The sequence below is a fragment of the Amycolatopsis acidicola genome, assembly GCF_007713735.2.
Classification (GTDB): domain Bacteria; phylum Actinomycetota; class Actinomycetes; order Mycobacteriales; family Pseudonocardiaceae; genus Amycolatopsis_E; species Amycolatopsis_E acidicola.
This window is the reverse complement of record NZ_VMNW02000098.1, coordinates 12548-31331: the sequence shown is the minus strand read 5'-3', so window position 1 is coordinate 31331 and position 18784 is coordinate 12548. Positions and strand designations below refer to the sequence as shown.

Annotated in this window: 18 protein-coding genes; 12 read left to right on the top strand and 6 right to left on the bottom strand. The window is 70.7% G+C overall.

All coding sequences use genetic code 11. The features are described from left to right. Nucleotides 1–468: 468 nt before the first annotated feature. Nucleotides 469–1404, bottom strand: a complete 936-nt coding sequence (locus tag FPZ12_RS38585) for a LysR family transcriptional regulator (protein ID WP_144754557.1) — start codon at nucleotides 1402–1404, stop codon at nucleotides 469–471. 100 nt (nucleotides 1405–1504) lie between these two features. Between FPZ12_RS38585 and FPZ12_RS38580 the strand changes: the two genes are divergently transcribed. The 9 genes from FPZ12_RS38580 to FPZ12_RS38540 all read left to right on the top strand — a co-directional run bounded on the left by FPZ12_RS38580 (nucleotide 1505) and on the right by FPZ12_RS38540 (nucleotide 11718). Continuing rightward, entirely contained in the window at nucleotides 1505–2374 is an 870-nt protein-coding gene (locus FPZ12_RS38580; RefSeq protein WP_144754560.1) for an FAD binding domain-containing protein, read from the top strand. A 1-nt stretch (nucleotide 2375) separates the two neighbouring features. Beyond that, nucleotides 2376–2876, top strand: coding sequence for a (2Fe-2S)-binding protein (locus FPZ12_RS38575; protein ID WP_144754562.1), 501 nt, complete (start codon nucleotides 2376–2378; stop codon nucleotides 2874–2876). Continuing rightward, the gene (locus FPZ12_RS38570; RefSeq protein WP_144754565.1) at nucleotides 2873–5242 is read left to right on the top strand and encodes an aerobic carbon-monoxide dehydrogenase large subunit; all 2370 of its coding nucleotides are present in this window, start codon (nucleotides 2873–2875) and stop codon (nucleotides 5240–5242) included. The genes FPZ12_RS38575 and FPZ12_RS38570 overlap by 4 nt, the downstream gene beginning before the upstream one ends. After that, entirely contained in the window at nucleotides 5242–6126 is an 885-nt protein-coding gene (locus FPZ12_RS38565) for an XdhC family protein (RefSeq protein ID WP_144754568.1), read from the top strand. Before FPZ12_RS38570 ends, FPZ12_RS38565 begins: the two co-directional genes overlap by 1 nt. Then, nucleotides 6110–6991 (top strand): AAA family ATPase, encoded by an 882-nt coding sequence (locus tag FPZ12_RS38560; RefSeq protein WP_424923689.1) that lies wholly within the window; start codon nucleotides 6110–6112, stop codon nucleotides 6989–6991. Before FPZ12_RS38565 ends, FPZ12_RS38560 begins: the two co-directional genes overlap by 17 nt. Next, nucleotides 6984–8081, top strand: coding sequence for a vWA domain-containing protein (locus FPZ12_RS38555; RefSeq protein ID WP_144754574.1), 1098 nt, complete (start codon nucleotides 6984–6986; stop codon nucleotides 8079–8081). The genes FPZ12_RS38560 and FPZ12_RS38555 overlap by 8 nt, the downstream gene beginning before the upstream one ends. A 71-nt stretch (nucleotides 8082–8152) precedes the next feature. Then, a complete protein-coding gene (locus FPZ12_RS38550) occupies nucleotides 8153–8902 on the top strand; it encodes an ABC transporter ATP-binding protein (protein ID WP_144754577.1) in 750 nt (249 codons plus the stop codon). A gap of 4 nt (nucleotides 8903–8906) precedes the next feature. After that, a complete protein-coding gene (locus tag FPZ12_RS38545; protein WP_144754580.1) occupies nucleotides 8907–10784 on the top strand; it encodes an FtsX-like permease family protein in 1878 nt (625 codons plus the stop codon). A 124-nt stretch (nucleotides 10785–10908) separates the two neighbouring features. Then, nucleotides 10909–11718, top strand: a complete 810-nt coding sequence (locus tag FPZ12_RS38540) for a siderophore-interacting protein (RefSeq protein ID WP_144754583.1) — start codon at nucleotides 10909–10911, stop codon at nucleotides 11716–11718. Between the two features lie 5 nt (nucleotides 11719–11723). Here the strand turns inward: FPZ12_RS38540 and FPZ12_RS38535 are convergent, their stop codons facing one another. Beyond that, a complete protein-coding gene (locus FPZ12_RS38535; protein WP_144754586.1) occupies nucleotides 11724–12833 on the bottom strand; it encodes an FAD-dependent oxidoreductase in 1110 nt (369 codons plus the stop codon). A gap of 67 nt (nucleotides 12834–12900) precedes the next feature. Between FPZ12_RS38535 and FPZ12_RS38530 the strand changes: the two genes are divergently transcribed. Then, nucleotides 12901–13581 carry a TetR/AcrR family transcriptional regulator gene (locus FPZ12_RS38530; protein ID WP_144754589.1) on the top strand — a complete coding sequence of 227 codons (681 nt, stop codon included), beginning with the start codon at nucleotides 12901–12903 and terminating at the stop codon, nucleotides 13579–13581. 125 nt (nucleotides 13582–13706) lie between these two features. Further along, nucleotides 13707–14924 carry a serine hydrolase domain-containing protein gene (locus FPZ12_RS38525; protein WP_144754592.1) on the top strand — a complete coding sequence of 406 codons (1218 nt, stop codon included), beginning with the start codon at nucleotides 13707–13709 and terminating at the stop codon, nucleotides 14922–14924. On the opposite strand, the gene FPZ12_RS38520 is transcribed toward FPZ12_RS38525, so the two are convergent. The 3 genes from FPZ12_RS38520 to FPZ12_RS38510 are packed head-to-tail and all read right to left on the bottom strand — an operon-like array spanning nucleotide 14914 to nucleotide 16206. Beyond that, the gene (locus FPZ12_RS38520) at nucleotides 14914–15303 is read right to left on the bottom strand and encodes a VOC family protein (protein ID WP_144754595.1); all 390 of its coding nucleotides are present in this window, start codon (nucleotides 15301–15303) and stop codon (nucleotides 14914–14916) included. The two genes, FPZ12_RS38525 and FPZ12_RS38520, sit on opposite strands and share 11 nt — an antisense overlap. Then, on the bottom strand, nucleotides 15300–15587 hold the full coding sequence (locus tag FPZ12_RS38515) for an ArsR/SmtB family transcription factor (protein ID WP_144754598.1): 288 nt from the start codon (nucleotides 15585–15587) through the stop codon (nucleotides 15300–15302). The genes FPZ12_RS38520 and FPZ12_RS38515 overlap by 4 nt, the downstream gene beginning before the upstream one ends. A gap of 22 nt (nucleotides 15588–15609) precedes the next feature. Then, nucleotides 15610–16206 (bottom strand): TetR/AcrR family transcriptional regulator, encoded by a 597-nt coding sequence (locus FPZ12_RS38510; protein WP_144754601.1) that lies wholly within the window; start codon nucleotides 16204–16206, stop codon nucleotides 15610–15612. Nucleotides 16207–16268: 62 nt separating this feature from the next. Between FPZ12_RS38510 and FPZ12_RS38505 the strand changes: the two genes are divergently transcribed. Beyond that, a complete protein-coding gene (locus tag FPZ12_RS38505; protein ID WP_144754604.1) occupies nucleotides 16269–17735 on the top strand; it encodes an FAD-dependent monooxygenase in 1467 nt (488 codons plus the stop codon). 10 nt (nucleotides 17736–17745) lie between these two features. Here FPZ12_RS38505 and FPZ12_RS38500 read toward each other — a convergent pair whose 3' ends face one another. After that, the gene (locus FPZ12_RS38500) at nucleotides 17746–18744 is read right to left on the bottom strand and encodes a TIGR03842 family LLM class F420-dependent oxidoreductase (RefSeq protein WP_144754607.1); all 999 of its coding nucleotides are present in this window, start codon (nucleotides 18742–18744) and stop codon (nucleotides 17746–17748) included. Nucleotides 18745–18784 lie beyond the last annotated feature (40 nt).

Here is an 18784-nt window from a genome sequence, read left to right as displayed (position 1 = left end):
GGTTGGGGCGGTTGGCCACGCGCGGGCGAGGCGGCGTGGCCGACTCGCCGACGGGGGCGGCCAATTCGCGAGCGCGAGCGGCCAGCACGCCGACGGGCGGCGCAAACACGCCAGCGCGAGCGGCCAACTCGCCAGCGGGGGCGGCCAACTCGCCGACCGGGGCGGCCAACTCGCCAGGGGGAGGCCAGCACGCCAACGGGGCGGCCAACTCGCCAGCGGGGGCGGCCAACTCGCCAGCGCGGGCGGCCAGCACGCCGACGGGCGGCGCAAACACGCCAGCGCGAGCGGCCAACTCGCCAGCGGGGGCGGCAAACACGCCAGCGCGCGTGGCCAACACGCCAGCGGGAGCGGCCAACTCGCCAGCGGGGGCGGCAAACACGCCAGCGGGAGCGGCCAACTCGCCAGCGCGAGCGGCAAACACGCCAGCGGGAGCGGCCAACTCGCCAGCGCGAGCGGCAAAAGCGTGCGTCAGCTCCAGATCGTCACGTAGACCGGGGGGCGGAAGCGGGATGGTGGCACGCCGGCGCCGGGGGAGCGCATCACCTGCATCGCCGCCGGGGTGCTCACGAAATGCCGCAGCGAGGCGGCCGCGGGCGAGATCCGGCCCTGCGGCAGCGTCGTCAAGTGCCAGCACACCGTGACGGGCGTGGCCGGGGTCGACACCACCACGAGATCGCGCCGCCGCAGCTGCGGCGCGGCCAGGTGCTCGAACGCCATCGAGACCCCGTGCCCGCTCGCCGCGGCCGACCAGGCCGCGGTCTGGTTCGGGTACACCTGGATGCTTTCCTCCGGAATTCCCAGTCCCCGCAACACCTTCGCCGTCTCGCTGTCCGGGTCCGCGCCGGTCGGGTCCACCAGCCACGGCCACTTCGCCGGGTTGCCGCGGGCACGGAAACCCGGCGCCGCCACGGCGATCAGCGCGCACCGGAACACCGGGGTGCTGTCCAGCCCGCCGTCGAGCCGCGGGCCGAACGCCGCGTCGGCGAGCCGGTTGTTCAGCAGTACCGCCATTTCCGCCGTTCGGGCCAATCCCGAGGCGGCGTCGATCGGTGGTCCGGATTTCGCGATGAAAGCCTCCAGTAAGGGATTTGCCACGAATTCCGCCAGCGTGCTGGTTACCGCCACCTGCAACCGTTCCGCCATTCCGTTCGCTTCACGGACGGCGGCGTCGGCGTCCGCGCCGAGCGCGACCATCTGCGAAGCGATCGGCAGCAGCCTGCTGCCGCCGGGAGTCAACGTCATCCCGCCGGCGGTGCGCACGATGAGCTTGTCCCCGTGGTGCTGGCGCAATGCCGCGAGCGCCTGGGAAACCGCGGGTTCGCTCACCCCCAGCGCCCGCGCCGCGCCGGTCACCGAACCGAGCCTTGCGACGAGCACGAAGGCACTCAGCTGACCAAGGGTCACGAAAACGATTCTAGGGTTCACGGCCCCGGTGAACAGCCCCCTTAAGGGAAGCATTATTCAGCCGTTGTCAGCGCGCCGGACGGGGGCCAGGCTCACGCATATGCAGGTACCCGCGCAGTTCCAGTACGAAAAGGCGAGCAGCGTGCCGCACGCGCTCAGCCTGCTCGGCAAGTACGGGCCCGAAGGCCGGGTGGTGGCCGGCGGGCACAGCCTGATCCCGATGATGAAACTGCGCCTCGCCCAGCCGCAGGCGCTGATCGACATCAACGAGCTCACCGAGCTGTCCCGGATCAGCGTCGAGGACGGCGCGCTGTGCGTCGGGGCGATGGTGCGGCACGCCGATCTGCTCGGCTCCGCGCTCGCCGGGGAGCACTTCCCGATCTTCCACGACGCCGAGCGGGTGATCGCCGACCCGATCGTCCGCAACCGGGGCACGGTCGGCGGATCCCTGTGCCAGGCCGACCCTTCCGAGGACCTGTCCGCCGCTTTCGCTGCCGTGCGCGCGGAAGTCGTGATCCAGGGCAGTGACGGACAGCGCGTCGTGCCGGTGCGGGAGTTCTTCGTCGGGCCGTATGAAACCGTTGTGGGCGAAGGGGAACTGCTCGTGCAGATCCGGGTGCCCATCCGTTCGTCGGCCTCGGCGTATCAGAAGGTCGAGCGCCGCGCGGGCGACTGGGCCGTCGCCGCGGCGGGCGCGGAGCTGCGCTTGGACGGCGAAGACGTCGCCGAGGCCGGGATCGGGCTCACCGCCGTGGGGGCGAAGAACTTCCACGCCCCGGAGGCCGAGCGGTTCCTCGTCGGCGGCCCGGCCACGGACGAACGGTTCGCCCAGGCCGGGCGGATCGCCGCCGAGCACTGCGATCCGGTGCCGGACCAGCGCGGCCCGGTCGCCTACAAACGCCACCTCGCCGCCACGCTCACCGAACGCGCGCTGCGGTCGGCGCGGGCCCGCTGGACAACGGAGGGTTGACATGGAGATCAGCGTGACCGTCAACGGCACGGCCTGCACCCGCGACGTGGAACCCCGGCTGCTGCTGGTGCATTTCCTTCGCGACGAGCTCGGCCTGACCGGGACGCACTGGGGCTGCGACACCTCCAACTGCGGCACCTGCGTGGTGTGGCTGGACGAGGTGCCGGTCAAATCGTGCACGGTGCTGGCCGTGATGGCCGACGGGCGCCGGGTGCGCACGGTCGAGGGGCTGGCCAACGGCGTCGGCCTGGACACCGTGCAGGAGGGGTTCGCCGCCTGCCACGGGCTGCAGTGCGGGTTCTGCACGCCGGGGATGATGATGACCGCCCGCTGGCTGATCGACACCAACCCTCGTCCGTCCGAAGAGGACATTCGCGAGGCGATCTCCGGGCAGCTGTGCCGGTGCACCGGCTACGAGAACATCGTCCGCTCGATCCGCTGGGCGGCCGAGCGGGAAGCGGGTGCCGAAGAACCCGAAGCGGCGGAAGAGGTGCAGGCATGACGACCACGCCGATGGGCTACGGCTCGATGCACCGCAAGGAGGACGCCCGGTTCCTCCGCGGGCGCGGCAACTACGTTGACGACATCGCGCTGCCGGGCATGTTGCACGGCGCGGTGCTGCGCAGCCCGTTCGCGCACGCCCGGATCGTTTCGGTGGACACGAGCGCGGCCGAGGCGCATCCGAAGGTGCGCGCGGTGATCACCGGCGAGACGCTGGCGGGCCTCGACCTGGCCTGGATGCCCACGCTCTCGCACGACGTGCAGGCCGTGCTGGCCACGGACAAGGTCCGGTTCCAGGGCCAGGAAGTCGCGTTCGTCGTCGCCGAGGACCGGTACTCCGCCCGTGACGCGCTGGAACTGATCGACGTGGACTACGAGGCGCTGCCGCCGGTGGTCGACGCCCGCCGCGCGCTGGAGCCCGATGCCCCGGTCATCCGCGATGACGTGGAAGGCCGTACGGACAACCACATCTTCGACTGGGAGACGGGCGACAAGCAGGCCACCGACGACGTGTTCGCGCGCGCCGACGTGGTGGCGGTGCAGGACATGCTGTATCCGCGAGTGCATCCCGCGCCGATGGAGACCTGCGGCGCGGTCGCGGACATGGACCCGGTGACCGGCAAGCTCACCGTGTACACGACAACGCAGGCGCCGCACGCGCACCGCACGATTTACGCGCTCGTCGCCGGGCTGCCCGAGCACAAGATCCGCGTCGTGTCGCCGGACATCGGCGGCGGGTTCGGCAACAAGGTGGGCATCTACCCCGGGTACGTGTGCGCCGTGGTGGGCTCGATCGTCACCGGCAAACCGGTGAAATGGGTGGAGGACCGCTCGGAGAACCTGATGAGCACGTCGTTCGCCCGCGACTACCACATGCGCGGCGAGCTGGCGTCCACAAAGGACGGTAAGCTGCTGGGCATCAGGGTGAAGGTGCTGGCCGATCACGGCGCCTTCAACGGCACCGCGCAGCCGACGAAGTTCCCGGCCGGGTTCTTCGGGGTGTTCACCGGTTCCTACGACATCGAGGCCGCGCACTGCGAGGTCACCGGCGTCTACACGAACAAGGCGCCCGGCGGGGTCGCGTACGCGTGCTCGTTCCGCATCACCGAGGCCGTGTACCTGGTGGAGCGGATGATGGACGTGCTGGCCTTCGACCTCGACCTGGACCCCGCCGAACTGCGGATGAAGAACCTGCTGCGGCCCGAGCAGTTCCCGTACGAGAGCAAAACGGGCTGGGAGTACGACTCGGGCGACTACCCGCGCGCGCTGCGCAAAGCACTGGAGCTGGTGCATTACGACGAACTCCGCGCGGAGCAGGCGAAGCGCCGCGAGGCCGGCGGGGAAAACCTGCTGGGCATCGGGGTTTCGTTCTTCACCGAGGCGGTCGGCGCCGGGCCGCGCAAGCACATGGACATCCTCGGCCTCGGCATGGCCGACGGCGCGGAGCTGCGGGTGCATCCGACCGGCAAGGCGGTGCTGCGGCTGTCCTGCCAGACACAGGGGCAGGGCCACGAAACGACGTTCGCCCAGATCGTGGCCGAGGAGCTGGGCATCTCGCCGGACGACATCGACGTGGTGCACGGCGACACCGACCAGACCCCGTTCGGGCTCGGCACCTACGGTTCGCGCTCGACCCCGGTGTCCGGCGCGGCCACGGCGGTGGTGGCGCGGCGGGTGCGGGACAGGGCGAAGATCGTCGCGTCGGCGATGCTCGAGGTGAGCCCGGACGACCTCGAGTGGGAGAAGGGCCGCTGGTTCGTCAAGGGCGATCCCGAGGCGGGCAAGTCGATCCAGGACATCGCGATGGCCGCGCATTCCAGCCTCGAACTGCCCGAGGGCGTGGAGGGCCATCTGGACGCCAGCTGCGTGTACAACCCGCCGAACCTGACCTACCCGTTCGGTGCCTACGTGTGCGTGGTCGACGTGGACGCCGGCACCGGGCAGGTGCGGGTGCGGGACTTCGTCGCGGTGGACGACTGCGGGGTGCGGATCAACCCGATGATCGTCGAGGGCCAGGTGCACGGCGGGCTCGCCGACGGGGTCGGGATGGCGCTGATGCAGGTGATGGCGTTCGACGAGGACGGCAACCACCTCGGCGGCTCGTTCATGGACTACCTGCTGCCCACGTCGATGGAATGCCCGTCGTGGCGGCTCGGCGAGACGGTGACGCCTTCGCCGCACCATCCGATCGGCGCCAAGGGCGTCGGCGAGTCCGCGACCGTGGGCTCGCCGGCCGCGGTGGTGAACGCGGTGCTCGACGCGCTCAAGCCGTACGGCGTGCGGCACGCGGACATGCCGCTCACCCCGGCCGCGGTGTGGTCGGCGCTGCACGGCAGTCCACTTCGGACAGATCTGGCGATCACCTGATGCCCAGCCCGGAGCTGCTGGAGCAGGCGAACGCGTTGCGGGCGGGGCGAAGACCCTTCGTGCTCGCGACGGTGGTGCGCGCGCAACGGCCCACCAGCGCCAAACCCGGGGACTGCGCGCTCGTGCTGCCCGACGGGACCGTGGAGGGGTTCGTGGGCGGCAACTGCGCGGAGTCCACGGTGCGGGCGCAGGGCATCCGGCTGCTGGGCACCGGCGAGACCGCGCTGCTGCGGATCACGCCGGACCCGGACGACGAGGAAGTGCTGGAGGACGGCGTGGTGACGGTGGGCAACCCCTGCCTGTCCGGCGGCACCTTGGAGATCTTCCTGGAGGCACAGCTGCCGCCCGCGCTGGTGGCGGTGTTCGGGACCGCGCCGGTGGCTCGTGCGCTGCTGTCGGTCGGGCGGGCCATCGGGTACGACGTGCGCGAGGTCGACGGCCCCGACTCCGTGCCGGCGGACGCGGACGCCGTGCTCGTCGCGTCGCACGGGCGCGGGGACGAGGAGGACGTGCTGCAGGCGGCGATCACGGCCAGGGCCGGGTACATCGGGCTCATCGCGAGCCGCCGCCGCGGGGCGAAGGTGGTGGAAGCGCTCGACGGCGCGGAGCTCGTGCACACGCCGGCGGGGCTGGACATCGGTGCCCGCACCCCGGCGGAGATCGCGGTTTCGGTGTACGCGGAACTGGTGAGCTGCCGCGTGCGGGCGCGGGCGCGCGAACTGCCCGAGCCCGCGGAGGCGCCGGATCCGGTGTGCGGGATGACGGTGGCGGTGGTGGGCGATTCGCTGCAGCTGCCGTACGAGGGCAGGCGCTACTACTTCTGCGGGCCCGGCTGCCGGGAGGCGTTCGCGGACGATCCGGCCCGGTATGCCGACCATGACTGAGAGCGTGCCCGAGCTCGCCGAAAGCCTGGGGGCGGCGGGATACCTGGCGGACGAGCAGCTGGCGACGGCGTTGTTCCTCGCGGTGCGGATGGCGCAGCCGATCCTGCTCGAAGGCGAGCCCGGAGTGGGCAAGACCGAAGCGGCGAAGGCGTTGTCCCGCGCGCTGGACACGCCGTTGATCCGGTTGCAGTGCTACGAAGGGCTTTCGCTGGCCGACGCGCTGTACGAGTGGAACTATCCCCGCCAGCTGCTCGGGATCCGCCTCGCCGAGGCGCGCGGCGAGCAACTGTCCGAAGTGGACCTGTTCAGTGAGGACTACCTGCTGGCACGCCCGTTGCTGGCGGCGATCGAGCATCCCGGCCCGCGCCCGGCGGTCCTGCTGATCGACGAGGTGGACCGCGCCGACGACGAGTTCGAGGCGTTCCTGCTCGAACTGCTCGCCGAGGCCACGGTGACGATCCCCGAGCTGGGCACGCGGCGGGCGGTGCTGCCGCCGATCGCCGTGCTCACCTCGAACCGCACGCGGGAGCTGCACGACGCGCTCAAGCGGCGGTGCCTGTACCAGTGGATCGCGCATCCGGGCACCGAGCGGGTGGCGGCGATCATCCGGCTGCGGGTGCCCGGGATCGCGGACTGGCTGGCCGACCGGGTGGCCGTTTCGGTGGGCCGGTTCCGGGCGCTGGAGCTGTACAAACCGCCCGGGGTGGCGGAGGCGATCAACTGGGCGGCGGCCCTGCACGTGCTGGGTGCCGAGTCGCTCGACGAGTCCGCGCTGCGGCACACGATGAGCGCCGTGCTCAAGTACGAGGAGGATCGGACGGCGGTGGAGGCCGCGGGGCTGGCACGGGTGGTCGGCGATGGCTGATCTCGCCGATTTCGCCGCCCGGTTCTGTGCTTTGCTTCGGGCACAAGGGATTCCGGTGGGCGCGGACCGGGCGGCGCGGTTCGCGGAGTCGATCGTCGTGGTCTCGCCGCGCCGGCCGGAGGAGCTGTACTGGTGCGCGGTGGCGACGCTGGCCGCGGCTCCGGGCGACGTGGAGGTGCTGGGCCGCGTGTTCGAAAGCGTGTTCGGCGACGCGATCCATGCCGCTTTCCGCGGGGAACCCGCGTCGGGCGCGTTGTCGACCTCGTCCGGGACGGGCACGGGCCGCGTGCGTGAGCTGCCGACGGCGGGCAGCGCGCTGGAAGTGCTGGCCACGCGCGATTTCGGTGAGCTGGAGCCGGGTGAGCTGGCGTTGCTGCGGGAGGTCATGCGGCGCTTCCGGTTCGCGACGCCGTTGCGGAGGTCCCGGCGCAAGCGTGTCGCCGCCGGAGGTCGACGTGTCGACATGCGCGAGACGCTGCGGCAGGCGCGGCGCAGTGGGGGAGAACCGGTGACGCTGCGCCGCTGGGCCCCGCGGGAGAAACCGCGGAAACTGGTGGTGCTGTGCGACATTTCGGGTTCGATGGAGGCGTACGCGCGGGCGATGCTGCAGTTGCTGATGTGCGCGAACGGCGGGGCGAGCGCCGAGGTGTTCACCTTCGCGACGCGGCTGACGCGGCTGAGCCGGACACTGGCCGTCGATCCCGTGGAGGCCATGCGCCGGGCGGGGGAGCGGGCGCCGGACTGGTCGGGCGGTACCCGGATCGGCGCGGCGTTGCGGGAGTTCCTCGACGACTACGGCGCGCGCGGGATGGCGCGGGGCGCGGTGGTGGTGATCGTCTCGGACGGCTGGGAGACCGGCCCGCCGGAGGAGCTCGCCCGGCAGCTGGCCCGGCTTTCCCTGCTGGCGCACAGGATCGTGTGGGCGAACCCGCGTACGGCCCGGCCGGGGTACCGTCCGCTGGCGGGCGGGATGGCGGCGGCTTGGCCGTACTGTGACGCCGTGGTCAGCGCGCACCGGCTCGACGCGCTCGACGAATTCCTGGCGGCCATTGGGCAGAGCGGGCTGTCCCCGCGGCCCGTGGCAGGGTAGGGCTGACCCCACCCCGGTTTCGGGGGTGCGCGTGGCTGTGGGGCGCGCGTGCGGCTGGTGAGCTTGAACCCATGACGACAGCGATCCAGACCGGCCGCGCCACCGCGGTGGATCTTCGTGCGGTGACCAGGGAGTACGGCGGCAAACAAGCGCGTGTGCGGGCGTTGGACGGGGTGAGCCTGAGCTTCCCCGCCGGGTCGTGGACAGCGGTGATGGGTCCTTCCGGCTCGGGTAAATCCACTCTGCTGCATTGCGCGGCGGGGCTCGAACGCTGCACGAGCGGGCAGGTCCTGCTCGCCGGCACGGACATCACCGACGCCCCGGACGCCACGCTGACCAGGTTGCGGCGCAAGGAGATCGGGTTCGTGTTCCAGAGTTTCAACCTGATCGGCTCGTTGACCGCGGAGCAGAACGTCGCGCTGCCGTTGCGGCTCGCCGGGCAACGGGTGTCCAAAAAGGACGTCCATGCGGTGCTCGGGAGCGTTGGCCTGCGGGACCGGATGAAGCACCGGCCGCGGGAGCTTTCCGGCGGGCAGCAGCAACGCGTGGCGATCGCCCGCGCGATGGTCACCCGGCCTTCGGTGCTGTTCGCGGACGAGCCGACCGGCGCGCTGGACTCGAAGTCCGCCCGCTCGGTGCTGGCGTTGTTGCGCCACATGGTCGACGCGGCCGGGCAGACGATCGTGATGGTCACGCACGACCCGGCCGCCGCCGCGAGCGCCGATTCGGTGGTTTTCCTTTCGGACGGCCGGATCGTCGACCGGATGCGCCGGGCGACGGCCCGCGAGGTGGCCGACCGGCTGGCCGGGCTGGAGGGCTGAGGACATGTTCGGGCTTTCGCTGTCCACGTTCCGCGAGCGGTGGCAGCTCTTCCTCGGCGCGATCCTGACCGTGGTGATCGGCGTCGCGCTGGTGCAGTCCTCGCTGCTGATCCTGATTTCCGCCGCCGTGCCCGAGATTCCCGCCGGCCTCTCCGAGGCGGCGGCGAACCGGCTGCGCGACGGGTACACCGGCGCGATCGTGCTGCTGGCGATGACGCTGGGGATCGCGGCGTTCCTGGCCGTGTTCATCGTCAGCTCGACGTTCGCCTTCACCATTTCGCAGCGGCGGCGGGACCTCGCGCTGCTGCGTCTCGTCGGTGGGAGTCGCGGGCAGCTGCGCCGGCTGCTGCTGTCGGAAGCGCTGTTGCTGGGCGTGCTCGGCACGGGCATCGGCGTGCCGGCCGGGCTCGTCGTGATGAGGGTCCAGTCGTGGCTGCTGACTGATCTCGGGTTCCTGCCGGACGTGTTCGCGCCCCGGTGGCAGGACTGGATTCTCGGCGTCTCGGCCGGGGTGGGCATCGGAGTCGCCTTGCTGGGCGTGCTTTCCGCGTCTCGCCGGGCGTCGAAGGTGCGGCCGCTGGAGGCGCTGCGGGACACCGGCGCGGCCGCGAGGGTGATGACGTTTTCGCGCTGGTTCTTCGGGATCCTGTTCCTGGCGGGTACGGCCGCGCTGCTGATCGTCGCGCCGCTGGCAGGCCCGGACGGCGCCATCCCGATGTCGATCAACGCCGCCATCACCGCCTCCATCGGCCTCACGGCGCTCAGCCCGCTGATCGTGCCGCTGGTGGGCCGGGTGCTCGGACTGGTCCTGCGGCCCAGCACGCTCGGCGGGCTGGCGCAGGCCAACCTCCGCGACGGGGTGCGTCGCAGCGCGTCGACCGCCGCGCCGCTGCTCGTGCTGGTGGCACTCGTGCTCGGCATGTCCGGTTCGCTCGCGACGATCTCGTTGGCGGACAAGGAAGATCTGGCCCGCACGGTGACCGCCGACCTCGTCGTCCCGTCCGCCGGCGCGACCGCGCCCGGTGTCGCGGTGGCCTCCACGGAGGTCACCGTTCCCGTGGTCGCCACGATCTCCAAGCATGACAAGGAAAAGGACGACGGCACGGACGCCTTGGTCATCGATGCCGACGCGTACCGGCAGCTGCATTCCCGTGCCCCGCTCAGCGGCAGCCTCGCGGACCTGCACGGGATGACGGTGGCGACGACGGACTACGCGGTCGGCGACACGATCACGCTCCGGGTCGGTGACCAGGAGCAGGAGCGCCGCGTGGTCGCGGTGGTGGCGCAGGCCGTCAACGGCGGCACCGATTACCTGCTGCCGCGCGATTCCGTCCCTCCGGCGGCGCTCGCGGATGGGGAGGCGGAGACCTTCGTCAAGGCGGCGCCCGGCGTCGACCCGGCGACACTGCGCGCGGCCCTGCCCGGCGCGCTTCCGGTGCACGACTGGATCGAGCGGCGCGCCAGCGCCCACGACTCGATGAACTCGGGGATCATGACCGTCCTCATGGGACTCGCCGGGCTCTACGCGCTGATGGCGGTGGTGAACGCCGTCGTGATCGCCGCGGCCGCGCGCAAGGCGGAGTTCGCGGCGGCGCGGGTGACCGGGCTGACCCGGCGGCAGGTGGTCGGCGCCGCGCTGATCGAATCCTGGGCCGTCGCGGTGATCGGCCTGCTGCTCGGCGGCGTCGCCGCGGCGGGCACCCTGACCGGCATCGGCGCGGCGATGGGGAAGCTGACCGGGGTGACGGTCTACGCCGTGCCGTGGTCAGCGCTCGGGCTGGTGGTGCTCGGCGCGTTCGCGGTGGTCGGGCTGACCAGCGTGGCCACGAGCCTCGCCGCGACCCGGCCCGCGCCGGTCTCGCCCGTCGGGGCGAGGGAGTGATTGTCCGGTTTTCCGGGCCGCCTCGTTGCAAAACAGTGATGCTCAGCTTTCACACAGGCCCCGGGCGCCCATCTTAGGGTAGCCTAATCTTGAAACGCCCGGGAGAGAGTTCGAGGAGTCGCACATGGCGGACAGGCCCGCACGGAAGAACCGGCCCGCGGTGAAGCTGCGCGTGCTGCGCACCCAGCAGCTGACGCCGCACATGATCCGGGTCGTGGCCGGAGGCGAGGGGCTCGCCCGGTTCCAGCCGAACGAGTTCACCGATGCCTACGTGAAGGTGCTCTTCCCGGTGCCGGGCGTGCAGTACCCGGAACCGTTCGACATGGGCGTGATCCGGGCCGAGCTGCCCCGCGAACACTGGCCGCGGATGCGCACGTACACCGTGCGCTACTACGACGCCGCCGCGGGCGAACTGGCGATCGACTTCGTGCACCACGGCGACGAGGGCCTCGCCGGGCCGTGGGCGCAGCGCGTGCAGCCGGGCGACGACCTGCTGCTGAACGGCCCGGGCGGGGCCTACGCGCCGTCCGCGGAAGCGGACTGGCATCTGCTGGTCGGCGACGAGAGCGCGCTGCCCGCGATCGCGTTGTCGCTGGAGCACATGCCCGAAGGCGTCCCGGTGCGGGTGTTCCTCGAGGTCGGCGACCCGTCGGAGCAGCAGCCCCTGGTCACGAAGGGCGACGCGCAGATCCACTGGCTGCATCGCTCGACGGGCGAAAGCCTCGTGAAAGCCGTGCGGGCGCTGGAGTTCCCGGACGGCACCGTGCAGGCGTTCGTGCACGGCGAAGCGGGCTTCGTGCGTGAGCTGCGGCGTTACCTGCTCGACGAGCGCGGCGTCCGGAAGGATCTGCTCTCCATCTCCGGCTACTGGCGGCGCGGGGCGAGCGATGAGCAGTGGCGCGAGGAGAAGGCCGCGGAGCGCTCCGCGAAGTAGCGCCGTCAGCCCGGCTGGAAGAACTCGAGCATCCGGCGGCCGGCGTCGGGCGCCATCAGCAGTTCCTGGATGCGCGCGGACATCCGGGCGGCGGCGCTGGTGCGTTCGAACATCTCGCGTTCGTATTCCTTGATGGCGCAAGGAAAATCGTCCGGATGCGCGGCCAGCGCGAGCGCGAGCCCGGCGCCGTCGAGCAGGGCCATGTTGGCGCCCTCGCCCACCGGCGGCATCAGGTGCGCGGCGTCGCCGACCAGCGTGACGTCCGGTTGTGACGGCCAGGTCAGGCCGATCGGGAGAGTGCTGAGCTGCCGGGGCACGATCCTGTCGTCGGCGGCCGCGATCAGGGCCGTGAACCGTGGGTCCCAGCCGTCGAACAGCTCGATCAGCCGCGCCCGGGCCGCGGCCGGGTCGTCGAACGGGATCGCGGTGGTGGCGAACCAGTCGGCGCCGGTGTTTTGGAAGCAGAGCCCGATGCGGACACGGCCGTCGCCATTGCGTTGTGCCGCCAGGGATTTCCCGTCGCCGAGCACCCAGTAGTTGCCGCGCCCGACCATCGCCGCGAGGTCCGGGTACGTGTGGTCGACGTCGGAAATGCAGAGCTCGACGATGTTCTGCCCGAGGTGCTCGGGTCTGGCGTCGGTGAGCATCGGGCGGACCCGGGAGTTCGCGCCGTCGGCACCGACCAGCAGGTCGTAGCGCGCACTTTTGCCGTCGGCGAAGCGAACCACGCCGTTTTCGGCGGATTCGAAAGCGTGCCCCCAGCGCACCGTGCCCTCGGGAAGGGAATCCAGCAGTAGCGCACGCAGATCGGCGCGGTCGACCTCGGGCCGGTCGAGCGGGGCGTCGTCGGGCGTGTCCTGCTGGAGCAGCAACGTGCCGTCCGGTTCGAGGAGCCGCATGTCCTGGCCTTCGCCGCGGGCGATCGCGAAGAACTCGTCGATCAGGCCGGCTTCGCGCAGCGCGCGCTGCCCCGAGTGGATGTCGAGCATGCTGCCCTGATCACGCGCGCCGCGCGACGGTTCCCGTTCGTACACCACGGTTTCGATGCCGTTCACGTGCAACACCCTGGCCAGGGCCAGCCCACCCGGCCCGGCTCCCACGATCGCGATGGTCATGACTACCTCCGATACACTGCATTGATACGATGCAGTGTATCGAAGCAGGCGATGTATTGTCGACGCCATGTTGGTGTGGGAGCGGCCGGAGCCACCGAAACGACCGACGCCCGCCCCGCTGAGCCGGGAGCGGATCGTCCGCGCGGCGATCGAGCTGGCTGACGCGGACGGCCTGGCCGCGGTGTCACTGCGGAAGGTCGCCGCGGCGCTGGGTGTCGGGCCGATGCGGCTGTATGGCTACATCGAGTCCATGGATGAGCTGCACGACCTGATGGTCGACGCGGCGCACGCCGAGATCCGGCCGGCCGGGGAGGGCTGGCGGGAGGTGCTGCGCTCGTTCGCCGAAACCACCAGGAAAACCGTGCACCGGCACGAATGGCTCGCCGACCTGCTCGGTGGGCGCCCCCAGCTCGGCCCGAACACGTTGGCCAGTGGGGACGCGATGGCCGCCGGCATGGGCGGGATCGATCTTGAGACAGCCGTGCCGGCGATGGACGCGGTGCACGCGTACGTGATCGGCGCGGTGCGGCGGGAGATCACCGAACGGCGCGCCGAGCGGGCTTCCGGGATGGACCACAAGCAGTGGCAACGCACCTACGGGCCTTACCTGCAACGGATCTTCGCCAAAGGTGAGCTGCCCGCGCTGGCGAAGTTCGTCCACGACGGCCCCCACCTCGACGCGGACCAGACCTTCCGGACCGGACTCGACCTCATCCTCGACGGCATCGAAGCCAGAATCTCCGGCTGACGCTCCTTTTCCGGCTCCTGACGCCGATCAAGCCTTGACGTACCCCGTCACCCGCGTGAAGGTACCGAACATGGGTCTTCTGTGGAGTTCGTCATCGATCCATCTGCCTGTTTGGGGCCGGATCGATGAAAACTGAGGTGGAGCCCGCCGAGGCCGGGCTGGACGCGGGCAGGCTGGCGCGGATCGACCGGCACTTCGCGCGGTACGTGGACGATGGCCGGCTGCCGGGCTGGCTCGTGGCGGTGACCCGCCGCGGCAAGGTCGCCTACCTTTCCTCCTACGGGCAGCGGGACATCGAGGCCGGGCTGCCGGTCGAGGCGGACACGCACTGGCGGATCTTCTCGATGAGCAAACCGGTCACCTCGGTGGCCGCGATGATGCTCTACGAGGAGGGCGCCTTCGACCTCACCGACCCGATTTCCCGCTGGCTGCCCGAATTCGCCCGGCCGCGCGTCTACGTAAAGGGCTCCTCGCTCAGCCCGGTCACCGAACCGGCCACCGAACCGATCCGGGTGTGGCACCTGCTCACTCACACCGCGGGCCTCACCTACGGATTCCACCACGCGCACCCGGTGGACGCCATGTACCGCGCCGCCGGGTTCGAATGGGGCGCGCCCGCGGGCCTGGATCTGGCCGCCTGCACGGAAAAGTGGGCCGAACTGCCGTTGGTGTTCCAGCCCGGCAGCGAGTGGAACTACTCGGTGGCCACCGACGTGCTCGGCCGGTTCGTCGAAGTGGTGTCCGGGCAGTCGCTGGACGAGTTCTTCGAGCAGCGGATCTTCACCCCGCTCGGGATGGACGACACCTCGTTCGGCACGGCGGAGGAAAACCTCGCCGCGCTGTACGTGCGGGACCCGGCCACCGGCAAGGCCGTGCGCAACGATCCGTTCGGCCGCGTCGGTGTGGGCCGGCCCGACTACTTCTCGGGCGGCGGCGGGCTCGTCTCCACCGCGGGCGACTACCACCGGTTCACCCAGTTCCTGCTCCACGGCGGGGAACTGGACGGGACGCGGCTGCTCAGCCCGCGCACGGTCGCGCTGATGGCGAGCAACCACCTGCCCGGCGACGTCGACCTCGAGGCGTACGGGCGCCCGCTGTTCGCCGAGATGCCCTTCGACGGGTACGGGTTCGGGCTCGGCTTCTCCGTGCTGCGCGATCCGGTGAAGGCGAAAACCCTTGCCAGCCAAGGAGAATTCGCCTGGGGCGGGGCGGCGAGCACGGCGTTCTGGATCGACCCGGCCGAGGAGCTGACGGCGATGTTCTTCACCCAGCTCGTGCCGTCGAGCACCTACCCGATCCGCCAGCACCTGCGCACGCTCGTCTACCAGTCGCTCATTTCATAGTCGCGAGCTGGATCAGGTTGCCGCAGGTGTCGTCGAGGACGGCGGTGACCACGGGGCCGAGGTCGGTGGCGTCCTGGGTGAACCGGACGCCCAGCCCCTTGAGCCGCTCGACCTCGGCGTACACGTCGTCGACGGCGAACTGGGTGTACGGGATGCCGTCGCCGACGAGCGCCTGTTTGAACGGGCCCGCCGCCGGGTGGCCGTCCGGCTCCAGCAGGAGTTCGACGCCGTCCGGGTCGGCGGGCGAGACGACGGTGAGCCACCGGGCCCCGCCTGCGGGCACGTCGGTCTTCTTGGTGAAGCCGAGTTTTTCGGTGTAGAAGGCGAGCGCCTTCGCCTGGTCGTCGACGAGCACGCTCGTGATGTTGATGCGGATCACCGGTTTTCCTCCCTGTCGATGGGCCACCGCTCGACGATCGCGCGCAACGGGCCCGTGTCGAGGTGGTGGAACTTGTAGCGGCCCTGCCGGCGGGCGTGCACCAGCCCGGCCTGTTCGAGTACCGCGAGATGTTGCGAGATGGCCTGGCGTGAGGAACCGAGGCCGTGCTTCATGGTCAGCCTGCCGCAGATCTCGAACAGCGTCTGACCGTCCTTTTCGGTCAGTTCGTCGAGGATGGCGCGCCGGGTCGCGTCGCCGAGTGCCTTGAACAAATCCGCGTCCACTGCCGCCACCATAGGCAAGCGCTCACTTGCCTGTCAAGCGCAGCAGCGGCAGCCACACGTCGTCCACGATCTCCACGATGGCCTTCTCCGGCACGGGCCGCATGGTCATCAGCACATCGTGGCGGAACAGGTCGAACGGCAGGTTCACCACACGGTGTGAACGCGGCACGCCAGGGATTTCCCCACGCTCGACGGCGCGGGCGACGATCGTGTCGAACGGGTGCGCTTGGCCGGGCGGGCGAAGCGTGCGGCGCAAGTCCTCGAAGCTGGTTCCGGTTTCGCGGAAGTAGTCCATCAACTGCACGCTGATCAAGGTGATCATGCGGGTGCGGCCGGCGTCGGCGTTGCGCAGGAGGCCGATCGCGTCTTCGCGGAGGCTGCCGGTGTCGGGCACTTCGACCGGCCAGGACCAGCAGAACCTGTCGAGCGTGGCCAGCAGCAGATCTTCGCGCCGCGGCCAGCGCCGGTAGAGGACCGGGCGGCTCGTGCGGGCCTCGGCGGCGATCGCCTCGAAGGTGAAGCCGTGGTATCCGCGCTCGACCAGCACGTGCCACGCGGCGTCGAGGATCGCGTCCTCCAGTTCACGGCCGCGGCGACGGGAGGCACCCTGGGAGTTCACTTGCGTATCTTATCGCGGCGGGCTATTACTAGATACAGAACCGTATCTTAAGAGGAGCGCGGATGGTCGACGTCATCATCGCCGGGGGTGGGCCCGCCGGCCTCTTCCTCGCCTGCGAACTGCGGCTCGCGGGCGCGCGGCCGCTGGTGCTGGAACGGCTGCCGGAGCGGGATCTCTCGGACAAGGCGCACGGCGTGGCCGGGCAGAGCGTCCGGCTGCTGGACCACCGCGGACTGATCGAACGGTGCGGCGGGCAGGGGGCGCCGGAACCCGCGCCGGGCTTCTTCTACGCCGGGATTCCCTTGCCGTTGCACGTACTCGGCGAGGACAACCCGGTGTACCTGCGGCAGGTCAACCAGCGCGATCTCGAACGCGTGCTCGCCGAGCGGGCCGCCGAACTCGGCGCGGAGGTCCGGCGTGGCTGGGAAGTCCTTTCGTTCAGCCAAAACGAGCATCAGGTCGACGTCGTCGCGCGCGGGGCGGACGGCGTGGAGGAGACCTTCACGGCGCGGTATCTCGTCGGCTGCGACGGCGGTGGAAGCCTGGTGCGGAAGCAGTCGGGGATCGGTTTTCCCGGCCACATCGAGAAAGTCGTCGACAGATCGGCCCTGATCGCGCCGAGTGAGCGGATCCGGAAGCTGCCCATGCCGTTCCACCGCACGGAAAACGGCGTCTTCGTCCTCCTGCCGCACGATCCCGCGCGGCCGCACGTGTTCACCACCGAATGGGAGGACTGCCCGGACCCCGCGGCGCCGATGACGCTCGCGGAAATGGAGGACAGCATCGAGCGCGTGCTCGGGGAGCGCGTGCCACTTTCCCCGCCGCCGGAAGGCTCGCCGACACAACTCCGCCGGTTGTCGCACCGCAACTCGCGGCTCGCCGAGCGTTACCGCGACGGGCGGGTGTTCCTCGCGGGCGATGCCGCGCACGTCAGCCACGGGCCGACGCTGAACGCGGCGCTCGGCGATGTGGCCAACCTCGGCTGGAAGCTGGCCGCGGCGGCGCAGGGCCGGGCGCCGGACGGTTTGCTGGACAGCTACGAGAGCGAACGCCGGGCCGTCGGTGCGCGCGTGCTCGTGCATACCCAGGCCGAAACGGCCTTGACGGCGCCCGGTGCCGGGGTCACGGCGTTGCGTCAGGTCTTCACGGAATTGTTGGGGCGCAAGGAAAATGTGCGCATGATCGCGGACACCATGGCGGGCGCCGACGTCCGGTACGACATGGGTGAGGAGAACCCCGCCGGGCCGGCCGGCTGGTTCGTGCCACCGCTGACCGTGACCACCGGCGACGGGCGCGCGCACCGCATCGCCGAGCTGCTGCGCGACGCCCGTCCTGTGCTGCTGGACCTCACCGGTGCGGTCGAGCTCGCGGAAGTCGCGCAGCCGTGGAGCGACGTGGTCCGCATCGTGCCCGCCACGGCCGACGACGCTCCGGCGCCCGCGTTCCTCATCCGCCCCGACGGTTACGTCGCCTGGGCGGGCGCGGATCCCGAGGGGCTGAAAGCGGCGCTGACCCGCTGGATCCGTTAGCCGGTAACCGCTACTGGGCCGCCAGTTTCCCGATCACCTTCTCGTACGCCGCCAGGGTTTGCTCGCGTTCGTCGTGCATCAGGTAGATCGCGAACTGGTGCACGCCGAGCTCGGCGAGCTCTTGCAGGCGTTCGGTGTGGGCCGCGGCCGGGCCGGTCAGGCAGAACCGGTCCACGATCTCGTCCGGCACGAAGTCGGTCGACGGGTTGCCCGCCCGGCCGTGGTGCGCGTAGTCATAGCCCTCCCGTTCCCGGATGTAGTCGGTCAGCTCGTGCGGCACCGGACCCGAATCCCCATACCGGGCCACGAGATCCGCCACATGGTTGCCGACCATCCCGCCGAACCAGCGCAGCTGTTCCCGCTGGTGCGCGAGGTCGTCCCCGACGTACGCGGGCGCCGCGACGCAGATCGTGACGCCCGCCGGGTCGCGCCCCGCGGCGCGCGCGGCCTCGCGCACCGCGCCGATCGTCCAGCGGGCGATGGCCGGGTCGGCGCACTGGAGGATGAACCCGTCGGCGTGCTCGCCGACCATCTTCAGCGCTTTCGGCCCATACCCGGCCATCCACAGCTCCAACCGTCCATTGCGGACCCACGGGATGCGCACCGGCTTGTCCCGCAAGAGAACCTCGCGGCCCTCGGCCAGCTCCTTGATCACGTGCATCGACTCGCGCAGGGTGGCCAAAGTGGACGGTGGCTTGCCGACCACCCGGTGCGCCGAGTCGCCGCGCCCGATCCCGCACACCGTGCGGTTGCCGAACATGTCGTTGAGCGTGGCGAACAGCGACGCGGTGACCGACCAGTCACGGGTGCCGGGGCTGGTCACCATCGGCCCCACCGTCATCGACGACGTGGCCGCCAAGATCCGCGAGTAGATGACGAACGGTTCCTGCCACAGCACGCAGGAGTCGAAGGTCCAGCCGTAGCCGAACCCCCTGTCCTCGGCCTCCTTCATCAGCCGGATCACCTCGCGCGCCGGCGGGTCCGTCTGCAGCACCACCCCGAAATCCATGGCGAACTCCCTAGGAAGTTTTTTTGAGCGGCGGAGCCGG

Coding starts and splice junctions, on each gene's coding strand:
- FPZ12_RS38580 (WP_144754560.1), top strand. CDS start 1,505: ATGCAGGTACCCGCGCAGTTCCAGTACGAAAAGGCGAGCAGCGTGCCG.
- FPZ12_RS38575 (WP_144754562.1), top strand. CDS start 2,376: ATGGAGATCAGCGTGACCGTCAACGGCACGGCCTGCACCCGCGACGTG.
- FPZ12_RS38570 (WP_144754565.1), top strand. CDS start 2,873: ATGACGACCACGCCGATGGGCTACGGCTCGATGCACCGCAAGGAGGAC.
- FPZ12_RS38565 (WP_144754568.1), top strand. CDS start 5,242: ATGCCCAGCCCGGAGCTGCTGGAGCAGGCGAACGCGTTGCGGGCGGGG.
- FPZ12_RS38560 (WP_424923689.1), top strand. CDS start 6,110: ATGCCGACCATGACTGAGAGCGTGCCCGAGCTCGCCGAAAGCCTGGGG.
- FPZ12_RS38555 (WP_144754574.1), top strand. CDS start 6,984: ATGGCTGATCTCGCCGATTTCGCCGCCCGGTTCTGTGCTTTGCTTCGG.
- FPZ12_RS38550 (WP_144754577.1), top strand. CDS start 8,153: ATGACGACAGCGATCCAGACCGGCCGCGCCACCGCGGTGGATCTTCGT.
- FPZ12_RS38545 (WP_144754580.1), top strand. CDS start 8,907: ATGTTCGGGCTTTCGCTGTCCACGTTCCGCGAGCGGTGGCAGCTCTTC.
- FPZ12_RS38540 (WP_144754583.1), top strand. CDS start 10,909: ATGGCGGACAGGCCCGCACGGAAGAACCGGCCCGCGGTGAAGCTGCGC.
- FPZ12_RS38535 (WP_144754586.1), bottom strand. CDS start 12,833: ATGACCATCGCGATCGTGGGAGCCGGGCCGGGTGGGCTGGCCCTGGCC.
- FPZ12_RS38530 (WP_144754589.1), top strand. CDS start 12,901: ATGTTGGTGTGGGAGCGGCCGGAGCCACCGAAACGACCGACGCCCGCC.
- FPZ12_RS38525 (WP_144754592.1), top strand. CDS start 13,707: ATGAAAACTGAGGTGGAGCCCGCCGAGGCCGGGCTGGACGCGGGCAGG.
- FPZ12_RS38505 (WP_144754604.1), top strand. CDS start 16,269: ATGGTCGACGTCATCATCGCCGGGGGTGGGCCCGCCGGCCTCTTCCTC.
- FPZ12_RS38500 (WP_144754607.1), bottom strand. CDS start 18,744: ATGGATTTCGGGGTGGTGCTGCAGACGGACCCGCCGGCGCGCGAGGTG.